Raw genomic sequence first — 21,758 nt, forward strand, 5'->3', positions numbered from 1 at the left:
CTCGGTTAATAGAGTGCCCAATCGACTACCCCTGAGCCATCTTCTTTTGGCGCTAGCCATTGTGGCAATTTGGGGGACCAATTTTGTCGTGATCAAAAAATCACTGGATTCGTTCCCACCATTTTTGTTTGCGACACTGCGCTATGTTTTTGCCTTATTGCCCGCTATATTTTTTGTGAAGCGCCCCAAAGTCTCTTGGCTTAATTTAGCGCTGTATGGAATATTTATTGGGGTAGGGCAATTCGGTATTTTGTTTTATGCGATCAATGGCCACATCACTCCTGGCTTGGCTTCTCTAGTGGTGCAAACCCAAGTATTTTTCACGATTGGCTTTGCGATGATCTTTGCTAAAGAGCGGCTTTACTGGCATCAATCCATCTCCATTGGAATTGCGATGATCGGTCTCCTGGTGATTGTGAGTCATATTGATAGTCAAACCAGTTTGCTCGGAATAGGTTTAGTCATCTGTGCTGCTTGTGCTTGGGGGGCAGGCAATACTTTGAGTCGGCAAGCAGGCGCTATCAATATGTTTGCCTATGTTGTGTGGGCTAGTGCATTTTCTATTCCACCTCTGTTATTGCTGTCGCTGTATTTTGAGGGTGGATATTCCAGCTTGGTCTCCGCGATAGAGTTAGCGCCTTTAGGAGCTTGGGCAGGAGTCTTTTGGCAATCTTGGGCCAATACCTTATTTGGTTACGCCGCTTGGGCCTGGCTTTTATCTAAGCATCCAGCAGCTCTTGTAGCTCCAGCCCCATTGTTAGTTCCAATCTTTGGCATGGGGGCAACCGCTATTTTCTTGGGTGAGTCACTGCCTGGGTGGAAGTTCTTAGCAGCAGGTTTGGTGATAGTGGGCTACCTAGGCACCATTTATGGTTTATCGTTCACAAAACATTCCTCGAGGAAATCATGAAGATATTAATTGTGGGCGCGGGTGGTATTGGCGGCTATTACGGATCGAAGTTGATGTTGGCTGGTGCAGATGTCACCTACCTCCTACGTGAGAAACGCAAAGCACATATTCAAGAGCATGGGTTGGTAGTGGAGACGCCAAAAGGTAGTTATACGGTGCATCCTAAAACAGTGACCGCTCAAGAGCTAAAGCCGATCTATGACCTCATTATTTTGGCGCCCAAAGCCTTTGACCTAGAGGACTCATTGCAATCGATAGCTGGCGCATCGAGTCAGGGTCTCATCTTGCCTTTCCTTAACGGCTTAGCGCATATTGAGCAATTGGATCAGCGTTTTGGTCGCGAGCGTGTGATGGGCGGTATTGCTCATATAGCAGCAACGATTACCGATACAGGCGCAGTAAAGCAATTAACGGATTTGCATGTTCTGACCGTCGGTGCGCGCACACCAAGTCAAGAGGCTGCGGCAAAAGCATTTTATGAGTCGTGTCTGAAGACGGACTTTAATGCAGTCTATAGCGAAAATATTGAGCAAGCCCTGTGGGATAAGTGGACTTTCTTGAGCACCTTAGCGGGGATGACCACTTTGTGCAATGGCTCCATTGGTGAGATTGTTGCTACCCCTTATGGCGATGCACTGACTAAAACCATGTATGCACAGTGTTGTGCGATTGCAGATGCACATGGATTTGCGATTGCTGCTGACGTGCAAAGCAAATCGATTGAGATGCTCACCGCAGTTGGATCGCCAATGACGGCGTCCATGTTACGAGATTTAAATGCTGGCAATAAAACAGAGCATGGGCATATCTTGCTCGAGATGATTAATAAGGCGCAAGCTAAGCAATTGGATTGCGATTTAATCAAGATGGCATATACCCATATTGAAATAATCCAGCGCCGTAATACTTAATTAAGACACATGAGTATTTGCTAATGATCTTACGCATTCTGGGTATTACCCTGCCAATCTTCGCGATTGTGTTCGCAGGGTTCTTATATGCACGATATAGAAAACCCAATATGAGTGGTGCTAATCACACCCTCATTGATTTGGCATTGCCATGTTTTATTTTTATCTCATTATCAGCTAAGCCACTGGATTTCACAAGCGCTGGTTATTTGGTGTTAGCGGCAGTATTGATAGTCGTTTTTTCAGGCCTATTAGCTTTACCTCTGGCCAAATATTCCGGCACGGGAGCTAAAGCTTTATTGCCGTCCATCATGTTTACCAATGTTGGTCCGATTGGTATTCCGCTCACGGTCTTGGCATTTGGGCAAGATGGATTGGCACCATCAGTACTTCTCATGGTGCTCTCCAATATTTTGATTTTCTCGCTGGGCTCGGCAGTGATGACCGGCAAGATGGATGCCAAAAGCATTTACGCTAGTCCCTTGGTATGGTCTATGGGTCTGGGTCTGTGGTTTGGGCACTTTCAGATGACTTTGCCGGATTGGCTGGATACCTCGGTCACCATGGTCAGTACTATTTTGATTCCCTTGATGTTGATCTCGCTGGGCACCCGCCTGGCCGAAGGAAAAATTGAGCATGTTAAGGCTGGGGTCGTTGCAACCGCACTTTCCATTTTTTTGCGCCTGTTGGTTGCCTATTTAGTCATATGGACATTACCTTTGGAGTCCATTCAGAAGGGCGCGTTGATCATTTTTGCCGGCTTGCCCCCTGCGGTATTTAATTACATCTTGGCTGATCGCCATAATCAAGAGCCCCAAAAAGTAGCCTCAATTGTGATGGTGGGACACCTGCTGTCGGTGATCTATTTACCGCTGGTGATTTGGTTGGCAATTTATACCGGTACGCCCTAAGCACCAGCTGGGATTAAACCCATTATTAAAGTGGTTAAAGTAGATAAGGTAGCTTGAGGAGACCCCGTTAGCTAGCCCTTGAGCTAATCAGGTCCAGCAAACCCTTGAAGTAAAAGCCTTAGCCTGAAGGAGGGTTTTAGAGTGAATCATTTTCATGGAGAAATTAGCGTAAACCCCAATTGAGATGCTTGTAGGGAGGAATACGATCGTGTTGTTGTTATACCGATTAATAAAAGAAGAATTGGAGATATTCGATGTCTATTACTGCCAAAGATGCAGCCCCAGTAGTTGTTCAAGAAGAAAATACAAGTCAATCCCGTAGAAAGTTTTTCAGCAAAGCAGGTGCTGCTGCTGTAGCTGTTCCACTGGCTGGCTTCCCAATGATTTCTGTAGCTCAAGCTCCTGTTGTGTTGAAAATGCAAGGTGCTTGGGGTGCTAAAGACGTCTTCAATGAAATGGCTGAAGATTACGTCAAAAAAGTAAACGAAATGTCTGGCGGTAAGCTCAAGATTGATTACCTCGTTGGCGGCTCAGTAGTTAAGCCATTCGAAGTGACTGACGCGGTTAGTAAGGGTGTTCTAGACGGTGGCCACCAAGTTGCGGTTTACTGGTACGGTAAGTCTAAAGTAGCCTCATTGTTTGGCTCTGGCCCAATTACTGGTGCTAACGCTGAGCAGACTCTCGGTTGGATTCAGCGTGGCGGTGGCGATCAGCTCTATCAAGAGTTGCTCCAAAAGCTAAACCTGAACATCAAAGGTTTCTTTGCGTTCCCAATGCCAACTCAGCCATTAGGCTGGTTTAAAAAGACTCCACCAAAGAACGCTCAAGAGCTCGTGGGCTACAAGTATCGTACCGTAGGCCTTGCAGCTGACTTGATGCAAAGCATGGGTATGAAAGTAACTCAGTTGCCAGGTGGCGAGATTGTTCCAGCGATGGAGCGTGGTGTGATTGACGCATTTGAGTTCAACAACCCAACTTCTGACCGTCGTTTCGGCGCTCAAGACGTGGCAAAGAACTATGTGATGGGCTCATTCCACCAGGCGATGGAATTCTTTGAAATCATTTTCAACAAGACTAAGTACGATTCTTTGTCTGTTGAACACAAGGCGATTTTGAAGTATGCAGCTGAAGCAGCTTCATCTTCTAATACTTGGATGGCTCAGGATTACTACTCTAAAGACTTGCAAGAGCTCATTACTAAGGACAAGGTGAAAGTTACACGTACACCAAAATCCATTATGGATGCACAGCTCAAGGCTTGGGGTGAGTTGACACAGAAGTTAGAAGCCGAAGACCCATTCTTCAAGAAGTGTGCAGATTCTCAATTGGCCTGGGCTAAGCGCGTTGCTTATTATGGCTTCTTGAATGACGCAGACTACAAGGCAGCTTACGAGTATGTATTCAAAACTAAGCTTCCAGTATAAAATGCTGATCTAGTAATAAAGAAAGGCCGCTTTATTAGCGGCCTTTTTTGCAGTAACGAACAATACCTCTAATATTTATCAGTATTAGAGGTATTAGTACTAAAAACAGAAGCGCTAAAAGCGTACTGAGGAGAAAGCAATGCTGGGTTATATCAAGTGGGTTGATGGCCTCTCGAAATCCATAGGCCATGCCTTTGGATGGACGGTAGTCCTGCTAACCCTAGGAACCTGTTACGAAGTGTTTATGCGTTATGTGCTCAATAATCCAACGGATTGGGCATTTGACATGAGCTATATGTTCTATGGCGCATTATTCATGATGGCAGGACCATACACACTATCCAAGGCCGCCATGGTCCGAGGCGATTTTTTATATCGCACCTGGAAAGAGACTACACAAGCCAAGGTTGATCTTGCCTTGTATTTCTTGTTCTACTTCCCTGGCATTTTGGCGCTGATCATTATTGGCGGTCGCTATGGTTTTGATGCCATGATGATTCGTGAGGTCAGTGTGAATAGTCCGGTTGGAGTACCTGTTTGGCCACTCAAGATGATCATCTTCTTTGCAGGTTTAGGTCTATTTATGGCTGGAACCGCTGAAGTATGTCGTTGCCTCATCTGCATTAAAACTGGCAGCTGGCCTTTTAGAGATCAAGACGTACAAGAGCTTGAAGAAGTTCTTATCGAAACCCATTCAACTAAAGTGGAAAGCACATAATGAGTGATCCAGTCATCGCCCTCTTTATGTTGGGCTTGTTTATTGTTTTTATTTTCCTAGGATTCCCAATCGCCTTCACCTTGATGGCAATGGGTATTGGTTTTGGTTTTTACGCCTATTACGATCCAGTCCTTTCATTTTTAGATAACCGCATCTTCTATCTATTTGTGCAAAACACATTTAGTGTGATGAACAACGATGTCTTGATATCGATACCCCTATTCTTATTTATGGGTTACATCATCGAGCGGGCCAATATTTTGGATCGACTCTTTCTGAGCTTGCAAACTGCCTTAAGGCACGTACCTGGATCAATGGCAGTTGCCGCATTGATTACCTGTGCACTGTTTGCTACCGCTACCGGTATTGTGGGCGCAGTGGTGACCTTGATGGGCTTGCTGGCTTTGCCATCAATGCTGAAAGCGGGTTACGACCAAAAGTTGGCAGCGGGTGTTATCACTGCCGGCGGTACTTTAGGTATTTTGATTCCACCATCAATTATGTTGATTGTGTATGCCGCAACTGCTGGCGTATCCGTAGTTAAGCTCTACGCAGCTGCCATGATTCCTGGTTTCTTATTGGCAGGCTTGTATTTGGTATATGTCATTGTGCGTGTGGTGATTAATCCATCATTAGCGCCTAAGCCAAAAGATGTGGATAACGTCGGTTTTTGGGATGGCTTTAAGTTATTGGTAACTGCATTCTTCCCATTAGCTTTATTGATTTTGGCAGTTCTAGGCTCCATTTTGTTTGGCTTGGCAACCCCAAGCGAAGCGGCAGCAATGGGCGCTCTGGGCGGCACAATGTTGGCAGTAGCCTACAAGGCATTTACTTGGCAGCGTCTACGTGAGTCTGTTTATTTGACTGCGAAGACTTCAGCGATGGTGTGTTACTTGTTCGTAGGTTCATGGACATTCTCATCCGTGTTCTCTTACCTCGGTGGCGAGCACATCATCAAAGATTTCATGATGTCGATGGATTTGAATACTGTTCAGTTTCTCATCATTGCCCAGTTAATCATCTTCGTTTTAGGCTGGCCACTAGAGTGGAGCGAGATCATCATTATTTTCGTTCCGATCTTCTTGCCACTTTTGGCGCACTTTAATGTTGATCCATTGTTGTTTGGTATTTTGATCGCCGTGAACTTGCAAACCTCCTTCTTGACGCCGCCCATGGCTATGTCGGCCTACTACCTCAAAGGTGTGGCGCCGCCAGAGTTGGCTTTGTGGACGATTTTCAAGGGATGTTTCCCATTCTTGGGAATGGTCTTCCTGACCCTAGTACTTGTTTACGTACAGCCAGCATTGGTAAATTGGTTGCCAGATATGCTCTATAACAACGAAGACGTTTCTGCACCTTACGATCCAAATGATCCAAGTGCAGTGAACCCTGAATTCTTAATGAGTAAGTAAGACGAGATGAGTGACGCAGTCATTACCTTAAACCAGTTAGATGTCCCCAAAATTCGAGAGTTGATCTCGACTGGGTCATCTAGCTGTGTTGAGCTCACCGATTTGTTTTGTCAACAGGCAAAAGGAATTGATGAAAAAATTACTGCGCTTGCTTTTTTTCATCCCAAAGCCATTTTGCGACAAGCGGCTTTAGTTGATGATGGTCACGCACGTGGCTTAAATCATTCAGCCAGGCTTGAGGGCGTTCCGGTGGCACTCAGTGACAACATTGATTCCATTGATATGTTTTCCACTATTGGATCTCCTTTGCTGGAAGGGCGTCATCCGCGCTGGGATGCCTCTATTGTTAAACGCTTAAGAGATGATGGTGCTATTACTTTTTGCAAAGCCAAGGTTGCCGAATTCAATTTGGGTCAGGCGCCAGAAGTTTGCAATCCATTGGACCTCGAGCGACAAGTTGGATTAGCTGCTGGGGCCGCCGCTGCTTTAGTTGCTAGCGGTATCGTACCTGTTGCAGTGGGCACACAATCTCTAGGATCTATAGCCGAATCTGCTTCTTATTGTGGTGTAGTGGGCTTTAAGCCTAGCAGTAGCCTAATATCGCAATCGGGTCTCTTTCGTGCTTCAAAAACACTCGAGCAAGTTGGTATCTTTAGTAAGACTGTAGAAGATGCCGCTTTACTAGCTGAGATTGTCTTGGGCTCCGATGAGCAGGATCCGGATACTAAAGGCGTTCTTCCAAGACCGCTCTTGGCGGTTTGCAAAGAAGAGATTCCTTTTAAGCCGAATTTTGTTTTCTTGAAAACGCCAGATTGGCTTGATATGGAAGCTGAGGCAAAAGAAGCCATTGAGGCTTTGCTTGAAGAGCTTGCTGATCAAATCACCATCATTGATTTGCCTGAGTCTACGATTCAGTCAAAAGAGTGGCATGAGCTTATTGCGCAGGCGGAGTTTACCCAGGCTTTGGAAACACAAGAACGTCAAATCTCTAAAAAGCCTCCTAAGAGAATTGCTGACATGATTAAGGCGGGCTCGAAGATCACTGCTCAAGAATACCTCCGAGCGCTCAATGCTATTGAAATGGTGTCAAGTAGTTTTGATGAGTTCTTTGATCGCTTTGACTGTATTTTGACGCCTTCAAGCTTAGGCTTTGCACCATTAAAGTCTGAAGCAGCAAGAACTGGTAGTTTGGCAAATTCTCTTTGGGCGGTAACTGGTATGCCAACAATTAGCCTACCAATTTTGCAATCAGGCAATGGACTCCCATTGGGGGTTCAGTTGACTGGTAAACAATTCGACGACGCTCGTCTCTTAAGGACTGCGCGTTGGTTTTTAAATCACTTCAATCAATAACTGGAACTATTGACCATGAAAAAATTATTCCCACCTTTATTAGCATTAGGTTTATTGCTATTTTTCTTTTTAGCATACATCCTCAAACTCAAGCAGTTTGATTTATTGCTTCTACTCACTTTTGGTATTGGCCTGGCGGTATATGACTTCTATCTTTCATACAAAGATAGCAAAGACCAGCGTTAATCAGTTGTAAGTTCTTTTGCGTCAGTTCTCTTGCTGGAGGCGGATTAGCCTCCAGTCAGACGGTTCTTGTGATTTCTGATTTAGGGCTGTAGCAGCCCAATAGCCTCTCGAATGAGAAGCGCCCGATACGCCATGTAAGTGGCAACCAGTAAAAATCCCGATAAGAATAGTTTTGGTATTAGGGCGCCATCGCTCACTAATTCTGAATTTATTAGCCCTATCGCCACCGCTAAAAAGAATAGTGCGCCCAGCACCAAGATGACCCAATTCTCTGCACCTGTAACTTCTTGAGTTTGGTTGCGATACGCAAGCACTTGAAATACCGTATTTTTCTGATACCCCGAAACTATCACGCTATCGCCATCGCTAATATTCATTGGCGTAGAAAACTTTGCCTTAATAGCTTGCTCACCCAAGTGAAATCTTGAAGTATAAAAACGTTGGTAATACACAGAAGAATGATCGTGAGTTGGTTTTTCAGGATTAACGTATTCCAAGAGCTCATTACTTAGATTACTGACAGTCCCCGAAATGGCGCTCACTGAGCTAGTTAAAAAAGAACTTGGTTTAACTGTCATGAATAGGGTTCCCAGTAGCGCGAGGAAGATGATCAGAATAGAAGCTTTTGGCCGCTTCATTTATTTTAAGAAAACATCAAGATGCAGATTAAGCGCACCCTTAATTAATAAACTAATTGCAATCAATAGGGTAAAAATAGCAAAGATGAGTTGGACATTCGGGCCGCTCATTTTTTTGCCTAAGAGTTGTCCAAATAATAAGCCAACTAGCGCTGCTAGAGAGAAGGGTGCAGCAACGATGAGATTGAGGTTGCCGGAAGCGGCAGAGAAAATTGCGCCACCGCCAGTAACGATGGCAAGCACTCCAAGCGAGGTCGCTACGATGGACTTCACAGGTAGATCTGTATAACGTTTTAGCGCTGGAACAATAATGAACCCACCACCAACCCCCAATAAGCCAGATAAAAAACCTGCAAGACTTCCAGAAACCATTAGGGCGCGTGCGCAAGGTACTGTCCACTGCAGTTTTCCGATTGATGGATTCATTAAACAGGGGGGAGGTTTGCGATTGGGCTCAGGAATGCCTTTTAGTTCATTCCGGGCTTGACTCAATAATCGAATGGCAACGTACAAGAGAATCAAGCTAAACAAGATCTGCAAGGGCGCATTAGGAATTTGGGGTGCGACCCAAAGGCCCAATGGTGAAAGCGCCAAACCAAAAATCGCCATAAAACCAGCCGCTTTGTAGCGCAAGATCTTATTTCTGAGGCCTAGAATGGCCCCAATGCTAGAGGCAAGGGCTACAGCACACAGTGCTATAGGTGCCGCTTCAGCAATGGGTAATCCCAAAAAGAAGACTAAAAGCGGTACGGACAAGATGCCACCCCCAGCGCCGGTAAGGCCCATAAGGATGCCCACTAGGATGCCGAGTGCCGGGCTGATAAGAGTTGAGTAGTCCATTGCAATTTATTTTATATTAATATAGTATATAAATATATATTATATTTATTCGACAGGAAAATATCTTGAACGCGCAACACACACCAATCATTAAAGATTTTTTTGACCCAGAAACCTGGACTTATACCTATGTGGTTTATGAGGGTGAGGGCAGCCCTTGCGTCATCATTGATTCAGTCATGAACTATGACCCCAAATCAGGCAGAACTACTACCAAGTCTGCCGACGAGGTCATTGCCTTCGTGAAGGCGCACCAGCTGCAAGTAGCTTGGATTTTGGAGACCCATGCCCATGCAGACCATTTAACTGCTGCTCCTTACCTGCAAAGTCACCTAGGTGGCAAATTAGTTATTGGCGATCACATCACTAATGTACAGAAAGTATTTAAAGGCGTCTTCAATTTAGATGAGAACTTTAAGGTGGATGGCACTCAGTTTGATCAATTGCTCAAAGAGGGTGAGTCACTCCCTTTTGGAAACCTCTCTTTAAAAGCCCTTTTTGTACCAGGCCACACCCCAGCTTGTATGGCTTACGAAATCGGTGATGCGATCTTTGTAGGTGATACCTTATTTATGCCGGATGTTGGTACAGCCCGTTGTGATTTCCCAGGTGGTGATGCGAAGACGCTTTATCGCTCCATTCAGAAGATCTTGTCCTACTCTGGCGAGACAAAGCTGTACATGTGCCATGACTATCCACCAAATAACAGACCTGCGACAGGTGTCACTACTGTCGCTGATGAGAAGGCAAACAATATCCATGTGCATGATGGCGTGACTGAGGAGCAATTTGTGGCGATGCGAACTACACGAGATAAAACCTTAGATATGCCAACATTAATATTGCCTTCTATTCAGGTCAATATTCGAGCTGGTCATTTTCCTGAGGCAGATAGCAATGGGGTTGCTTATCTCAAAATTCCATTGAATGCACTCTGATTGGAATATGACGATGAATATGCCTATCTCCAAAGCAGAATTGAAAAAAATGCAGTCATCAGCGGATGATGCTTGCAAGCTGATGAAGGTCTTATCTAACCGAGATCGCATGATGCTCTTGTGCGAAATCGGCCAAGCAGAAAAATGCGTTAGTGAGCTAGAGACTGCTCTAGATTTACATCAACCCACACTCTCACAGCAGCTCACGGTGTTGCGTAAAGAAAAGCTGGTGAAAACACGTAGAGATGGTAAGCAAATTTACTACTCCCTATCAAGCCAAGTTGCTGTATCAGTTATGAGTTTGCTCTATAAGCACTACTGTAAAAAGTGATTGCGAAGAAGTATTTAATTATTTTTTAAAGGGAGTTCAATATGAAATGTAACGTCGGCGGTATCGATCGTATCTTAAGAATCGCAGTAGGCATTGTGTTAGTTGCGCTTGCAGCCAACGGTATCGTAGGTTGGTGGGGCTGGCTTGGACTAATTCCTTTAGCTACTGGAATTTTCCGTTTCTGCCCGGCTTATCCATTATTGGGAATGAATTCTTGTGGAACTTCATCTGAAGCAGATTCTTGCTGTAAGTAAGTCTTCCTTAGTTTGATAAAGGCGTATTGAGAAATAACACTCAATGCGCCTTATTGCCATCAAGTACTCTCATTTTTTAGTGTAAATACCGTGCAGCAAAAAGATTGCAAAGAACGCAGTACCAAGCATCCAGTGCGTTGTAATAACTGGATCTCGAATTTCTGCAGGGCCGTAGTAGAGCAGAGCCCCAGAAACTAATAAAGTAGTTAAAAAAGCTAATTGGCTTAAACCACTCCACACCTTCCTCTTAGACTTCAGGCCTGCCTTCAGGTGGGCGGGCAAAACCGAACCCAGAGCCATCGTGGCCATGATTGCTGTAATGCCATGCCACGCTAATACTGAGTGGGCACCCAATACATCACGTTGAATATGCAATTCATGACCAAGTAAATAGGCTATGCCGGTAAGTGAGCAGCTCAACATGGCAATGATTACAGAATGTCTTTGCCAGCCGGGCATTTTGCCAAGGCGACTAGTATTTTTCATGGGGTGAGCGTGTTGGGGACTTTGATGGCTTGTGCAGAAAAATGCCTCAAGCAGGGGTGCTGGGTATTTCCAGAAATACTCACTACTTTGGTTAAGGCATCTGCGTAGACACATTGATTTGCGATCACTGAGTAAGACTCTGAAAATTCAAGATACTCTTGATTGAGGGGATTGACCAGATAGCTTTTGTCATCAGTATCGCGCTTTGAAAAGTAGAGGCCGCTGGTTGCGATCGCACCCTTCCTGATGTTGCCAATGTGGATAAGTTCACAGGGATTCGCTGGATTACGAATATGAATGTCTTGACTGCAATCGCCAAAAACCCGCAAATCTCCGCCGGCATTCACTGATCCAGATTGGATGCCGCCAGTAAATAAGATCTCTGCCGCCCTATCCACAGCGTAGCCTTTAGCAATACCTCCAAGATCAAGACAGAGTGGGACCGTGGAGTACACCAAGTTTGGCTCAAGAAATAGGACATCTTCAATGCCTCCAAATGCATGAGCACCCAAGCAGACATGCTTAGGAAGTAGGCCTGCCTCTACTAAGAGGTGCCCAATCCCGCAATTAAATAGGCCATTTGAGAGTTGATAAATCTCTTTGGCAATCGAAAGCACCTCAGCAGTCCAGGAGTGGATTTGAAGAGGTTCTAAATATGAGCTGGCATTTATTTGAGAAAGCTCACTCTCTGGATTGTGAAAGCCCATCAAGGATTGCACTTGCTCAATAGCTAGGAAAGCTTCGTTTAGCACTTTCGAAGATTGCAACTCATCCTCAATTCTGATTTCTACGAAGGTGCCTAAAAGCGGCTTGCAGCGAATCATTTTGCTTTTGGAATTGAAGTTTGATGTTTTAAGGCGATGTCGTATAAGACGGTAACCCGCTTGACGCCATCCGTGAGATGTTTACAAGAAAGGGTGGCGCCGCCGATATTTTGAATATCTTTGTTCAGCTTAATAGGGTCTACTGCTGTTTTACCTACGAACTGTTTACGCCACTGGTCTTCTGCCACTTCGTAGCCATAGGATTCAACATACTCCAGAATCTCGATTCCAGTCACCGCTCCGGATGGGTTTAGTGCTACTGCATAGGTAATCATTTCATGTTTGCCAACCACCTCATCTACGATGAACCAGCTCCCATCGGATGCTTTCCAAATTCGATCGCCTTGAAAGGGGTGGCGAATACTTGAAGCAGAACGCATTTTGTCTTGTAATTCATCGGTGATGATGATGGGATTTTTCGCAAGAGACTTATTAGGAGCGAGTATCTTTTGCGCTTTCTCAATAGATACATAAATCTTGGCATGTGCAACTATTGGTATTGTTGCTGCAACAAGGCCAATGATGAGTAAGGGGTTGGGTTTCCAGTTCATGCTCTCTTCCTTAGTTCAAAGGAAATCCAACTTTGACAATGAATTCATTGACAGAGTGACTATCCCAAACTCGGGCGTTGGAGCATTCTGCTTCACCGCCACCCATGCAATTTCCACCCTTTAACTGATAGCGCCATGCACCGGTAACCCACCAGTCTTTTGCAGCGTAGTGCATGTTTGGTCCAACAAAGGTTGCACGCTGTACTTGATTTCGTAAATTCAATTCTGAGTAGTCATTATGAAAGCGCGCTTCAACACCGGCAGACCATTTGGGGGCAAATCGGTAACTAGCTCCTACAAGAAAATCGAGCATGGATTCAGGGACATTGCCATTCTCAATAAATTTCAAGCGTTCATTTGCTACGACCACGTTGCCTGCTAATACCAGTCGGTCATCAATGAAGTTCGATTGCAAGAGAAGGCGAGCCTCAATTTCATCTTTGTTTCTACCCCAGGTAGGTTCTAGATACAGTCCTACTCCAACGGGCGATGTCACTGGATTAGTGAGTCGATAAATGGCTTCTAAGGAGCCACCCTCAATGCCACTTTTTCTATAGGGGGTGGCAGGATCATGGCTTGATGGCACCCCATATCCACCTGTGCAACTTGCAACATCACCACAAGCCTCGGGGTTGGTGTAATTTTGATTTGCACTGGTGTAATAAGAGTTGATGTAGCCAGCGATTTGCAAATCATTAGTCAAGCCATATTCAAGTTCAGTTCGGGCGGTCCAGGCATCGTAGGTGCCAGCAGCTTGCTGTTTATTGAGCTGTAAGCGTTGCTCAAACTCGAGCTTTCCTTTTGGCTGGAGATCGAGGGTGTAAATCCATCCAAACGCCCCTTCGCCCGCATTGGCGAATGAGAAGTGCAAGGCGGTGGCTAATAGGATGCTGAAGGCTACGAGTCTTTTGATAGTCAGTTTCATGGTGATAGTAATTAGTGAATAAAAGTTATTGAGAATGATTCTCAATATACAGTAAATGAGAACAATTCTCAATTGAGAAAATGACCCTGTTTGGCTTGGTGTTGAGATTTGGCTGGGAACTTGCTGGGGCTTGTAAGATCAGGGCTATGGATTCAGAAGCCCTGGTGAAGCTAGTCACAATGAAGATGCCTTTTGGCAAGCATGCTGGTCGCGCGCTTGCGGACTTGCCTGGTAATTACTTGGCCTGGTTCGCTCGCGAAGGCTTCCCTCAGGGTGAGCTAGGTCAGTTGCTGGAGCTAATGCATACCCTGGATCACAATGGATTACGAGGCTTGTTGGCGCCTATTCAGCGGGCCCATGGGATTGCTCCCCGCACTCGGGAGCAATAGAGAGTTATTTTGAGTGCACTACAACTGCGACACGATTACGTTCGTAGCTCAAATTGGGTGAATCGGGTGGACTGCTTTGTGAAAGCATGACCCGCATTTGAGTTTTCGTTTCAATCTCTTGCTGCAGTTTGTAAGCTAGCTCTGCATTGCGGTCATATTGAATCTGTACGCTAGAAACCTTACCCAATTGAATGTTCGTTATGATTGCTGCTACCTTTTCAGGTGAGTATTGATCAAAAAAGACCGGATACCAGCCACCCAGCGCTTGTCTAGATTCAGTGACACCTTTATCAACCTGTGTAACAGGCTTACTTTCGCCGTTCTCTACAGGCAAATGAAAGTCGATACCAGTTTTCTGAATCAGTTCGGTATAAGAGATCGGTGGGCGCATTTGAGCATCATTGGTATTTTCAATCCAATAAGCCCACGCCAATTTTCTATGGGGGTCATAGACCAGTTTATAAAGATGGCTTGGAATGGTGACCTTGTTTTTACCAATGCTGCCAGCATGACCAATTGAGCCGGTAAAGACGTAGACATCTCCTTGCGCACGCTTGATATACATCCTGGTAGGCTCTTCAACCCGCTTTGCCCAGATACCTTGGTTATTTTGCCTAGCCTGCGGCATCATATTTGCTAGAGAAAATGACTGCGCCATCCCTCGTTCGCGTGTCATGTCACCAGCCGGTACGTTGTGCCCACGGTCGTAGCCGCTACCGCGATAGTCGGATAGTAGGGCGCGTTCATTCAAAGGCAGTCTAGCTTCTTCATAAAACTGATTGGTTCGGCGGGGGCGAGGAGCCTGAAGCTGCTCACCATTTAACCTTTCCACGGTGTAGATAGGCTTTTTATCCAAAGGTGAGTAGTAGATTGCAAAATCATCAAAGCAAAGGTCGCGTCCTTCCTGAGAAGTGCTGGGTATTTGCTGGACTGGGAAAAGGTCTTTGCACTGATCGAACAGGGCAAATGCACTGAATGGCAGCCAAAGCGAGCTCAATAAGAAAAGTTTGACTAGGAAATTCATTGCATGTCAGTGTAATGAGAGTCGCCATCCGGCAGCTAAAGAATTGCGCCTATCGAGCGGGTAAGTTAGCTGTAGAGCAAATCTTTATCAGGGTTTATGTTCTGAATTTCAATTATGAATAGGGTTGTAAAGTTTGAAGACCGATAGATTTGTAGGTTGAAGCTATAAGTTCTACAACACTACCGGTAGCAAATATAGGCGCTAAAAATACTAGATGTACGGTTTTTTGACCCTGGCAGAAGTTGAAAAATAGTAAAAAAGTTGGATTTTCGGCACTTTTTTATGATATGAAATAAGTACCCACTAACTTCTATAAATCATTGAATTTAAACAATAAAATATCAAAAATAAGGACTTCCCCGGGGGGTAAGTTTATTTCAAGACCTATAAGTTATTGAAACATCATTCTTTATTCTTGACTTGATATAAGAACCTTCTTAGGATGGCACATGTTTTTAACTTATTGCATTGCAACATAAATCAGATGTTTGATTTTTTAGTGTGCTGCAAGACCATGAATGATTAAATGTTTGTCTGCCGATTCGAGTGACTTGCAACTAGCCCAGCCCCTAGGCGCTAAGGCTATGAAGTTCTTCTCTTACGCACTCTCACCCGTGTATCGGGTGCTAAATGGCTTATTGATCGTGACAGTGTTCATGATCGTGGGGCTCTGGCTCTCCGGCAATGGCACCCAAGCGGGTGCATTCGATATGGCTCGCATCTTGGTTCCAGATGAAGCTCGCCAGATGGTTTGGCAAAACGGCTTTGGGATGCTCGATCAATATCAAGAAGAGACTCCAAAGGCACTGGACGATAAAGAAATCACCAGCGTGATCTACGACAAGGCTTCAGCTGGCCCTAGTAGCAGCCTGACAAGCGCTAGGCATCAAAAAGTAGCTCTTCTAGTGCCATCAGTAGCCCACGCGCAGGTAAAACCAATCTCTCACTTGTCGGATCGCATCCCAGCATCAAAAATAGATCCACAGGCGCTAGATTCCAAATTAATGACATCGATTCAAAATCAACGCGCAGTAGCTGACTTCTTCGAGAAAAAGTACAAGCTCGACCGCGCCAAGATTGAAGAGTATGTATCTAATACTGTATTGATTGCAAAAGAAGTCAATATTGATCCAGTCCTATTACTCGCCGTAATCTCAGTGGAGTCTAACTTCAACCCACTCAGTAAAAGTCATGCTGGCGCTGAGGGCTTGATGCAGGTGATGACTTCTATTCACCAAGATAAATATGCCTTGTATGGCGGGGTTAGTGAAGCAGTTAAGCCAGAGGTGAATATTCGAATAGGCGCCTACATCCTGAAGTATTTGATAGCGACCAGTGGCTCATTACGTAATGGCTTGAAATACTATGTTGGTGCGGCAAATGCAGAAAATGACGGCGGCTACACCGATAAAGTGATGGCGGAGAGAAATCGTTTGATTAGTTTGTGCCAGCCAACGTCGCAAAGTAAATTAACTTTGAATGGTAAAGATTTACGTTCATAGGCACTTCATTTTCTTTGAAAAAATAAAGGCCACTCAGTTCAATGAGTGGCCTTATTACTTGCAGATGCAGCTTTCGAATTAACTGACTCCGTGTAGCTCCACATCAAATACCAGCGTTGCATTTGGGGGAATCACACCACCAGCACCGCGTGGCCCATAACCCATTTCTGAAGGGATGATGAGGGTGCGTTTACCGCCGATTTTCATGCCTTGAACACCCTGGTCCCAGCCCTTAATGACATGGCCAGCACCTAAAGGAAAGCTGAATAATTGGCCGCGATCAAGGGAACTATCAAACTTCTGCCCTTTGTGATCTGGTGCATTCTCATCAAATAACCAGCCGGTGTAATGTACGTCCACATCATTCCCGGCAACGGCTTCCGCGCCATCACCAACAACAGTATCTATTTTTTGGAGTTCGCTCACGTTTTTCTTCCTCTTTGGCTGAAATTGAGGGGCTAGTATATTCTGAGCGTAATCTTTTTGTTCGAGCACAATCACATGACACACTTCTGGCCTCATTCCGCATATCAAACCCTGACGGTAGGCTCGGACAATCAATTGCTGGTTACGGATGATTTTTTGCGCACTTACTTATTGCGCCCAGAGTTAAATCTCGTTCCTGAATCCTGCGATGCAGAGCGAAGTCTGCATCAACGTTTAAGCGAGAACCCACGTGCAGTGATTTCTGATCAAGAAATTGCCGCAATGGCTGATCCTGATATACAGGTGAACTATCAAGTTTGGTTGAGATATCGAGCCAAATTATTGGCGGCTAGCTCTTTAGAAAACTTTTATATGAGTTTATTTAAGGGTGAAGGTGTAGATGTTCCACCGCTATTTATTGCTCAGCTGGCGCAAATATTTATTCACCATATCTTGGGTCAAGATTGCCATCCTTTAGATGCTCGCATGGGCGAGATTTTCTTTCGGACTCAGAAGATCACTGTGCTAGAAGACGGCGTTGTAATGGGTGCAGATGATGAGGTGGTTACTCGCAATGCACAGGCAGGGGAGACTGGCAATATTCTAGATCTCCTGAAGAGTAAGTCGATGTCTATGCGCTCGATCGACTTAGATGTACTGCATGAAGAAAATGCTGATCTCTATTGGGAGAAATCCGAGGACCATGACTTTGCGGTTCAACTGAATTTTGGGCAGCCACCTATTAATCACTTTTGTCGCGTGCTTGAAAAATGGATACAACATTTTTTAGGTGCTCAGGTACGCATTACCCCAATGCAGCAAATCACTGACCCAAAGTGGTCTTGGCATGTTGGCCTTGATGCTGCTGCAAGCGATATCCTCAATAAGCTGTATAAAAAAGAGCCCGTAGATGCGGATGAGCTTGAGAGAGTGATCTGTTTATTTCGCCTCGACTTTATCGATGAGACTGCGGTGACCCAATCGCAGGCTGGAAAACCAGTCTATATGGCTATTGCTATGAATGATGAAAAGCAACTCAAACTGAAACCGCAAAACCTGCTCTTCAATTTGCCCTTAGCTAAAGCTTCCTAGTTTCTTGCGATTGGCGCTAAGCCAAATCAAAGCACCTGCTGTGACGGCAACTGGAAGTAGTGAGCCCCAGTTCAAAATATTCCAGCCCTGCGAGGTAATGAGTGCGCCAGAGCCGAAAGAAGTAAAGGCCATGGTGCCAAATACAAAGAAGTTAATTGCCGCCTGAGCTTTGTCACGCTCTTCGGGGCGGTAAGCCGTCATCGCCAATGAGGTCGAGCCAGTAAATAAAAAGTTCCAACCTACGCCTAATAAAAATAACGCAATTAAGAATTGATGTAAGTCGGTACCAGATAGTGCGATTGCTATGCACAAGAGATTGAGGATGACCCCAACGCCCATGATTTTGAGGGTACCAAAGCGCTGAATCAATGAGCCAGTAAAAAACCCGGGCGCAAACATCCCGATTACGTGCCACTCTAAAACCAGAGCAGTATCAGAGAAGGGTAGACCGCAAATTTGCATAGCGAGCGGAGTAGCTGCCATCAGGAGGTTCATGACGCCATAACCTAAGGAAGCACCAATCACCGCAACCATAAAGACTGGCTGCATCAGAATAGTCTTTAGATCTCTGCCATCGGACAGGGAGTGCCGCGTCTTGAATTCTTCTGGAAAGTGGATGAATTGCATCACGATGATGCCAACCAAGCCAGCTATCGAAAGCGTGAGATAGGCGCCTAAAAATGCAGTATCAAAGAAATCCTTGGTCCATGACGCAAGATTAGGCCCAATGACAGCACCCAGGATTCCGCCGGCTAGCACCCAAGAGACCGCTTTATCTCTCTGGCTGACAACGGTCAGCTCAGCAGCAGCAAACCGATAGAGTTGCCCATTAGCGCTGTAATAGCCTGCAATAAAGGTGCCCAGCACTAAGAGCCAGAAATTCTTAGAAATGGCGGCATAGGCGCAAAGAAGGGCTGATAAGACTGCTACCAATAGGCCCAACTGAAAAGAAATCTTCCGACCAAAGTAATTTTGAGTTTTGGCTACGATTGAGGTTGAGAAGGCTCCACCAACAACATAGCCCATGACGGGTAGGGTAGCCATCCAGGCGACGGGGCTTAGACTCAGGCCAACTAGGCCATTAATGGCAATAAAGGTCACATTATTGGTCAAAAACAAGCCCTGGCAGAGAATCAACAGTACGAGGTTTTTGTTGAGTAGAGGGTGCTTATTGGTCATACGCCACAGTTTACGATCTATGCGCGTATTGGGTTGGCTCGGTGGATTCCCTTAAATTGCCCGACTTCAGTCAATTTGGTGCCCAAATCCCCTTAAATAGCCGGGTTCGATGATTTAAAATAGATGTCTCGGTCCAGTGCGTGAAATATCACCCAAGATAGCCAAAAGCGCCTGAAGTGTTGCGCATGGAACGCGAGAGTGGTTCGGTATAAGGCCGAGCCCTAATATTTATCCATATCGAGGAAACATCAATGGCTTCAGAGAAATCAAAGATCATTTACACGCTGACAGACGAAGCGCCATTATTGGCGACCTGTGCATTTTTACCAATCATTCGTACTTTTACAGCGCCAGCTGGGGTGCAGGTTGTAGAAAGCGACATTTCTGTTGCGGCACGTATCTTGGCAGAGTTCTCTGATTGCTTAACTGCTGAGCAGAAAGTGCCTGATAACTTAGCTGAGCTGGGTCGTATGACTTTATTGCCGGATACCAACATCATCAAGCTGCCGAATATCAGTGCCTCAGTGCCTCAGTTGCTCGCAGCTATCAAGGAATTGCAATCTAAGGGTTACAAGATCCCTGATTTTCCAGAAGATCCTAAGGATGACGCTGAAAAAGCAATTCGTACTCGTTACTCTAAGTGTTTGGGTAGTGCAGTAAACCCAGTATTGCGCGAAGGTAACTCTGATCGTCGCGCACCAAATGCGGTCAAACGTTATGCCCGCAAGAATCCACACTCCATGGGTGAGTGGAGTCAGGCTTCCCGTACGCACGTATCTCACATGCATGGTGGCGATTTCTACGCAGGTGAGAAGTCAATGACTATGACTAAGGCATGTGATGTGAAGATGGATTTGGTTACAAAGAGTGGCAAGACCATCGTTCTCAAGCCAAAAGTCTCTTTACTTGCTGGTGAAATTATTGACAGTATGTATATGAGTAAGAAAGCGCTCTGCGAGTTCTACGAAAAAGAAATTGAAGATGCTTACAAGACTGGCATGATGTTGTCCTTGCACGTGAAGGCAACCATGATGAAGGTATCGCACCCGATCGTGTTTGGTCATGCTGTAAAGATTTTCTACAAAGATGCATTTGCAAAGCACGGCAAGTTGTTTGAAGAGTTAGGCGTTAATCCAAACAATGGTATGAGCAGCTTGTATGACAAGATTAAAACTTTGCCAGAATCTAAGCGCGAAGAAATCATTCAAGACCTGCACGCTTGCCATGAGCACCGCCCAGCTTTGGCGATGGTGGATTCTGCTAAAGGCATTACCAACCTCCATTCACCAAGCGATGTGATCGTGGACGCATCGATGCCAGCGATGATTCGTGTTGGTGGCAAGATGTGGGGCGCGGATGGTCGTTTGCATGACACTAAGGCAGTTATCCCGGAAAGTACTTTCGCCCGTATCTACCAAGAGATGATTAACTTTTGTAAGACTCACGGTAATTTTGATCCAAAAACCATGGGCACAGTGCCAAATGTGGGCTTGATGGCTCAGCAGGCAGAAGAGTACGGCTCACACGACAAGACCTTTGAGATTGCTGAAGCTGGTGTTGCCCGCATTGTTGCGGATGACGGCACAGTCTTGCTCGAGCAGAATGTGGAAGAGGGCGATATCTGGCGTATGTGTCAGGTGAAGGATGCGCCGATTCGTGACTGGGTTAAGTTGGCGGTAAACCGTGCGCGTTTATCAAATACTCCAGCAGTATTCTGGTTAGACGAGTACCGTCCACATGAAGCCGAGTTGATCAAGAAGGTTCAAACCTATCTCAAAGATTACGACTTAACTGGCGTAGATATACAGATCATGTCTCAGACTCGCGCAATGCGCTATACATTAGAGCGCATCATTCGCGGTAAAGATACGATTTCAGTGACAGGTAATATTTTGCGTGACTACCTCACTGACTTGTTCCCAATTATGGAGCTTGGCACTAGTGCCAAGATGTTGTCTATTGTGCCTTTGATGGCAGGTGGCGGCCTCTTTGAAACTGGTGCAGGTGGTTCTGCTCCTAAGCACGTTCAACAATTGGTTGAAGAGAATCATTTGCGTTGGGATTCTTTGGGCGAGTTCTTAGCCTTGGCTGTTTCTTTGGAGGATATTGGCGATAAGACCAATAATCCAAAAGTGAAGATTTTGGCTCGCACTCTAGATGAAGCAACTGGTACATTGCTAGACAACAATAAGTCACCATCACCACGCACTGGTGAGTTGGATAACCGCGGTAGCCAGTTCTACTTGGCAATGTACTGGGCTCAAGCCTTAGCTGCGCAAACCGAAGATAAAGAATTGCAAGCCCACTTTGCTCCGATTGCAAAAGCCTTGACTGAGAACGAGCAAAAGATTATTGACGAGCTCAAAGCGGTACAAGGTAAGCCAGCGGATATTGGCGGCTACTTCATGCCTGATCAAGCCAAGTTCAAAGCAGTCATGTGCCCAAGCACAACATTGAATGATATCTTGAAGAAAGCAGCTGTAGCTTAAGCTTGTTGCACTTCAGTAGTTGCAGTTAGCGATATGAAAAAGGCA

General features: G+C 45.4%; 24 protein-coding genes. 15 read left to right on the forward strand and 9 right to left on the reverse strand.

The genetic code is table 11. The annotated features are described in order from the left end of the window. Positions 1-13: 13 nt before the first annotated feature. The 8 genes from GQ359_RS01725 to GQ359_RS01760 all read left to right on the forward strand — a co-directional run bounded on the left by GQ359_RS01725 (position 14) and on the right by GQ359_RS01760 (position 7,825). Entirely contained in the window at positions 14-910 is an 897-nt protein-coding gene (locus tag GQ359_RS01725; protein WP_215387853.1) for an EamA family transporter, read from the forward strand. Continuing rightward, the gene (locus tag GQ359_RS01730) at positions 907-1,821 is read left to right on the forward strand and encodes a ketopantoate reductase family protein (RefSeq protein ID WP_215387237.1); all 915 of its coding nucleotides are present in this window, start codon (positions 907-909) and stop codon (positions 1,819-1,821) included. Before GQ359_RS01725 ends, GQ359_RS01730 begins: the two co-directional genes overlap by 4 nt. A 23-nt stretch (positions 1,822-1,844) precedes the next feature. Then, positions 1,845-2,732: an AEC family transporter gene (locus GQ359_RS01735; RefSeq protein WP_215387238.1), complete on the forward strand. Its 888-nt coding sequence runs from the start codon at positions 1,845-1,847 to the stop codon at positions 2,730-2,732. A 254-nt stretch (positions 2,733-2,986) separates the two neighbouring features. Continuing rightward, on the forward strand, positions 2,987-4,156 hold the full coding sequence (locus GQ359_RS01740) for a TRAP transporter substrate-binding protein (RefSeq protein WP_215387239.1): 1,170 nt from the start codon (positions 2,987-2,989) through the stop codon (positions 4,154-4,156). Between the two features lie 139 nt (positions 4,157-4,295). Then, on the forward strand, positions 4,296-4,874 hold the full coding sequence (locus GQ359_RS01745) for a TRAP transporter small permease subunit (RefSeq protein WP_215387240.1): 579 nt from the start codon (positions 4,296-4,298) through the stop codon (positions 4,872-4,874). Continuing rightward, a complete protein-coding gene (locus GQ359_RS01750; RefSeq protein WP_251367902.1) occupies positions 4,874-6,286 on the forward strand; it encodes a TRAP transporter large permease subunit in 1,413 nt (470 codons plus the stop codon). The genes GQ359_RS01745 and GQ359_RS01750 overlap by 1 nt, the downstream gene beginning before the upstream one ends. 6 nt (positions 6,287-6,292) lie before the next feature. Then, positions 6,293-7,639 carry an amidase gene (locus GQ359_RS01755; protein ID WP_215387241.1) on the forward strand — a complete coding sequence of 449 codons (1,347 nt, stop codon included), beginning with the start codon at positions 6,293-6,295 and terminating at the stop codon, positions 7,637-7,639. A 15-nt stretch (positions 7,640-7,654) separates the two neighbouring features. Beyond that, a complete protein-coding gene (locus GQ359_RS01760) occupies positions 7,655-7,825 on the forward strand; it encodes a hypothetical protein (protein WP_215387242.1) in 171 nt (56 codons plus the stop codon). A gap of 80 nt (positions 7,826-7,905) precedes the next feature. Here the strand turns inward: GQ359_RS01760 and GQ359_RS01765 are convergent, their stop codons facing one another. Further along, positions 7,906-8,403, reverse strand: a complete 498-nt coding sequence (locus GQ359_RS01765; RefSeq protein WP_215387243.1) for a hypothetical protein — start codon at positions 8,401-8,403, stop codon at positions 7,906-7,908. 60 nt (positions 8,404-8,463) lie between these two features. Further along, the gene (locus GQ359_RS01770; RefSeq protein WP_215387244.1) at positions 8,464-9,303 is read right to left on the reverse strand and encodes a sulfite exporter TauE/SafE family protein; all 840 of its coding nucleotides are present in this window, start codon (positions 9,301-9,303) and stop codon (positions 8,464-8,466) included. A 65-nt stretch (positions 9,304-9,368) separates the two neighbouring features. Between GQ359_RS01770 and GQ359_RS01775 the strand changes: the two genes are divergently transcribed. Genes GQ359_RS01775 through GQ359_RS01785 form a run of 3 tightly spaced genes read left to right on the forward strand, consistent with a single transcriptional unit; the run spans position 9,369 to position 10,826 of the window. Then, entirely contained in the window at positions 9,369-10,241 is an 873-nt protein-coding gene (locus tag GQ359_RS01775; protein WP_215387245.1) for an MBL fold metallo-hydrolase, read from the forward strand. 13 nt (positions 10,242-10,254) lie between these two features. Then, positions 10,255-10,572 (forward strand): metalloregulator ArsR/SmtB family transcription factor, encoded by a 318-nt coding sequence (locus GQ359_RS01780; protein WP_371822450.1) that lies wholly within the window; start codon positions 10,255-10,257, stop codon positions 10,570-10,572. A gap of 41 nt (positions 10,573-10,613) precedes the next feature. Next, positions 10,614-10,826, forward strand: coding sequence for a DUF2892 domain-containing protein (locus tag GQ359_RS01785; RefSeq protein ID WP_215387246.1), 213 nt, complete (start codon positions 10,614-10,616; stop codon positions 10,824-10,826). A gap of 69 nt (positions 10,827-10,895) precedes the next feature. Here the strand turns inward: GQ359_RS01785 and GQ359_RS01790 are convergent, their stop codons facing one another. Genes GQ359_RS01790 through GQ359_RS01805 form a run of 4 tightly spaced genes read right to left on the reverse strand, consistent with a single transcriptional unit; the run spans position 10,896 to position 13,612 of the window. Beyond that, complete coding sequence (locus GQ359_RS01790) at positions 10,896-11,312, reverse strand: hypothetical protein (RefSeq protein ID WP_215387247.1); 417 nt, start codon at positions 11,310-11,312, stop codon at positions 10,896-10,898. Beyond that, positions 11,309-12,136, reverse strand: a complete 828-nt coding sequence (locus tag GQ359_RS01795; RefSeq protein ID WP_215387248.1) for an FAD:protein FMN transferase — start codon at positions 12,134-12,136, stop codon at positions 11,309-11,311. The genes GQ359_RS01790 and GQ359_RS01795 overlap by 4 nt, the downstream gene beginning before the upstream one ends. Beyond that, on the reverse strand, positions 12,133-12,687 hold the full coding sequence (locus tag GQ359_RS01800; RefSeq protein ID WP_215387249.1) for an FMN-binding protein: 555 nt from the start codon (positions 12,685-12,687) through the stop codon (positions 12,133-12,135). The genes GQ359_RS01795 and GQ359_RS01800 overlap by 4 nt, the downstream gene beginning before the upstream one ends. Positions 12,688-12,697: 10 nt before the next feature. Beyond that, complete coding sequence (locus GQ359_RS01805) at positions 12,698-13,612, reverse strand: DUF6662 family protein (protein ID WP_215387250.1); 915 nt, start codon at positions 13,610-13,612, stop codon at positions 12,698-12,700. Positions 13,613-13,758: 146 nt separating this feature from the next. On the opposite strand from GQ359_RS01805, the gene GQ359_RS01810 reads away from it, so the two are divergent. Then, positions 13,759-14,001: a DUF3820 family protein gene (locus GQ359_RS01810; protein WP_215387251.1), complete on the forward strand. Its 243-nt coding sequence runs from the start codon at positions 13,759-13,761 to the stop codon at positions 13,999-14,001. A gap of 4 nt (positions 14,002-14,005) precedes the next feature. On the opposite strand, the gene GQ359_RS01815 is transcribed toward GQ359_RS01810, so the two are convergent. After that, positions 14,006-15,025 (reverse strand): DNA/RNA non-specific endonuclease, encoded by a 1,020-nt coding sequence (locus GQ359_RS01815; RefSeq protein ID WP_215387252.1) that lies wholly within the window; start codon positions 15,023-15,025, stop codon positions 14,006-14,008. Positions 15,026-15,543: 518 nt separating this feature from the next. On the opposite strand from GQ359_RS01815, the gene GQ359_RS01820 reads away from it, so the two are divergent. Further along, on the forward strand, positions 15,544-16,527 hold the full coding sequence (locus tag GQ359_RS01820) for a transglycosylase SLT domain-containing protein (protein WP_215387253.1): 984 nt from the start codon (positions 15,544-15,546) through the stop codon (positions 16,525-16,527). Between the two features lie 78 nt (positions 16,528-16,605). On the opposite strand, the gene GQ359_RS01825 is transcribed toward GQ359_RS01820, so the two are convergent. Next, complete coding sequence (locus GQ359_RS01825; RefSeq protein WP_215302647.1) at positions 16,606-16,953, reverse strand: FKBP-type peptidyl-prolyl cis-trans isomerase; 348 nt, start codon at positions 16,951-16,953, stop codon at positions 16,606-16,608. Between the two features lie 75 nt (positions 16,954-17,028). Here GQ359_RS01825 and GQ359_RS01830 point away from each other — a divergent pair, with 75 nt between their 5' ends. After that, entirely contained in the window at positions 17,029-18,045 is a 1,017-nt protein-coding gene (locus GQ359_RS01830; protein ID WP_215387254.1) for a DUF6352 family protein, read from the forward strand. On the opposite strand, the gene GQ359_RS01835 is transcribed toward GQ359_RS01830, so the two are convergent. Beyond that, positions 18,028-19,224, reverse strand: a complete 1,197-nt coding sequence (locus GQ359_RS01835) for an MFS transporter (RefSeq protein WP_215387255.1) — start codon at positions 19,222-19,224, stop codon at positions 18,028-18,030. The genes GQ359_RS01830 and GQ359_RS01835 overlap by 18 nt on opposite strands. Before the next feature lie 251 nt (positions 19,225-19,475). Between GQ359_RS01835 and GQ359_RS01840 the strand changes: the two genes are divergently transcribed. Continuing rightward, a complete protein-coding gene (locus GQ359_RS01840) occupies positions 19,476-21,713 on the forward strand; it encodes an NADP-dependent isocitrate dehydrogenase (RefSeq protein ID WP_215387256.1) in 2,238 nt (745 codons plus the stop codon). The last annotated feature ends 45 nt before the right edge of the window (positions 21,714-21,758 follow it).

The sequence above is a fragment of the Polynucleobacter sp. AM-7D1 genome (assembly GCF_018688455.1).
Lineage (GTDB): Bacteria > Pseudomonadota > Gammaproteobacteria > Burkholderiales > Burkholderiaceae > Polynucleobacter.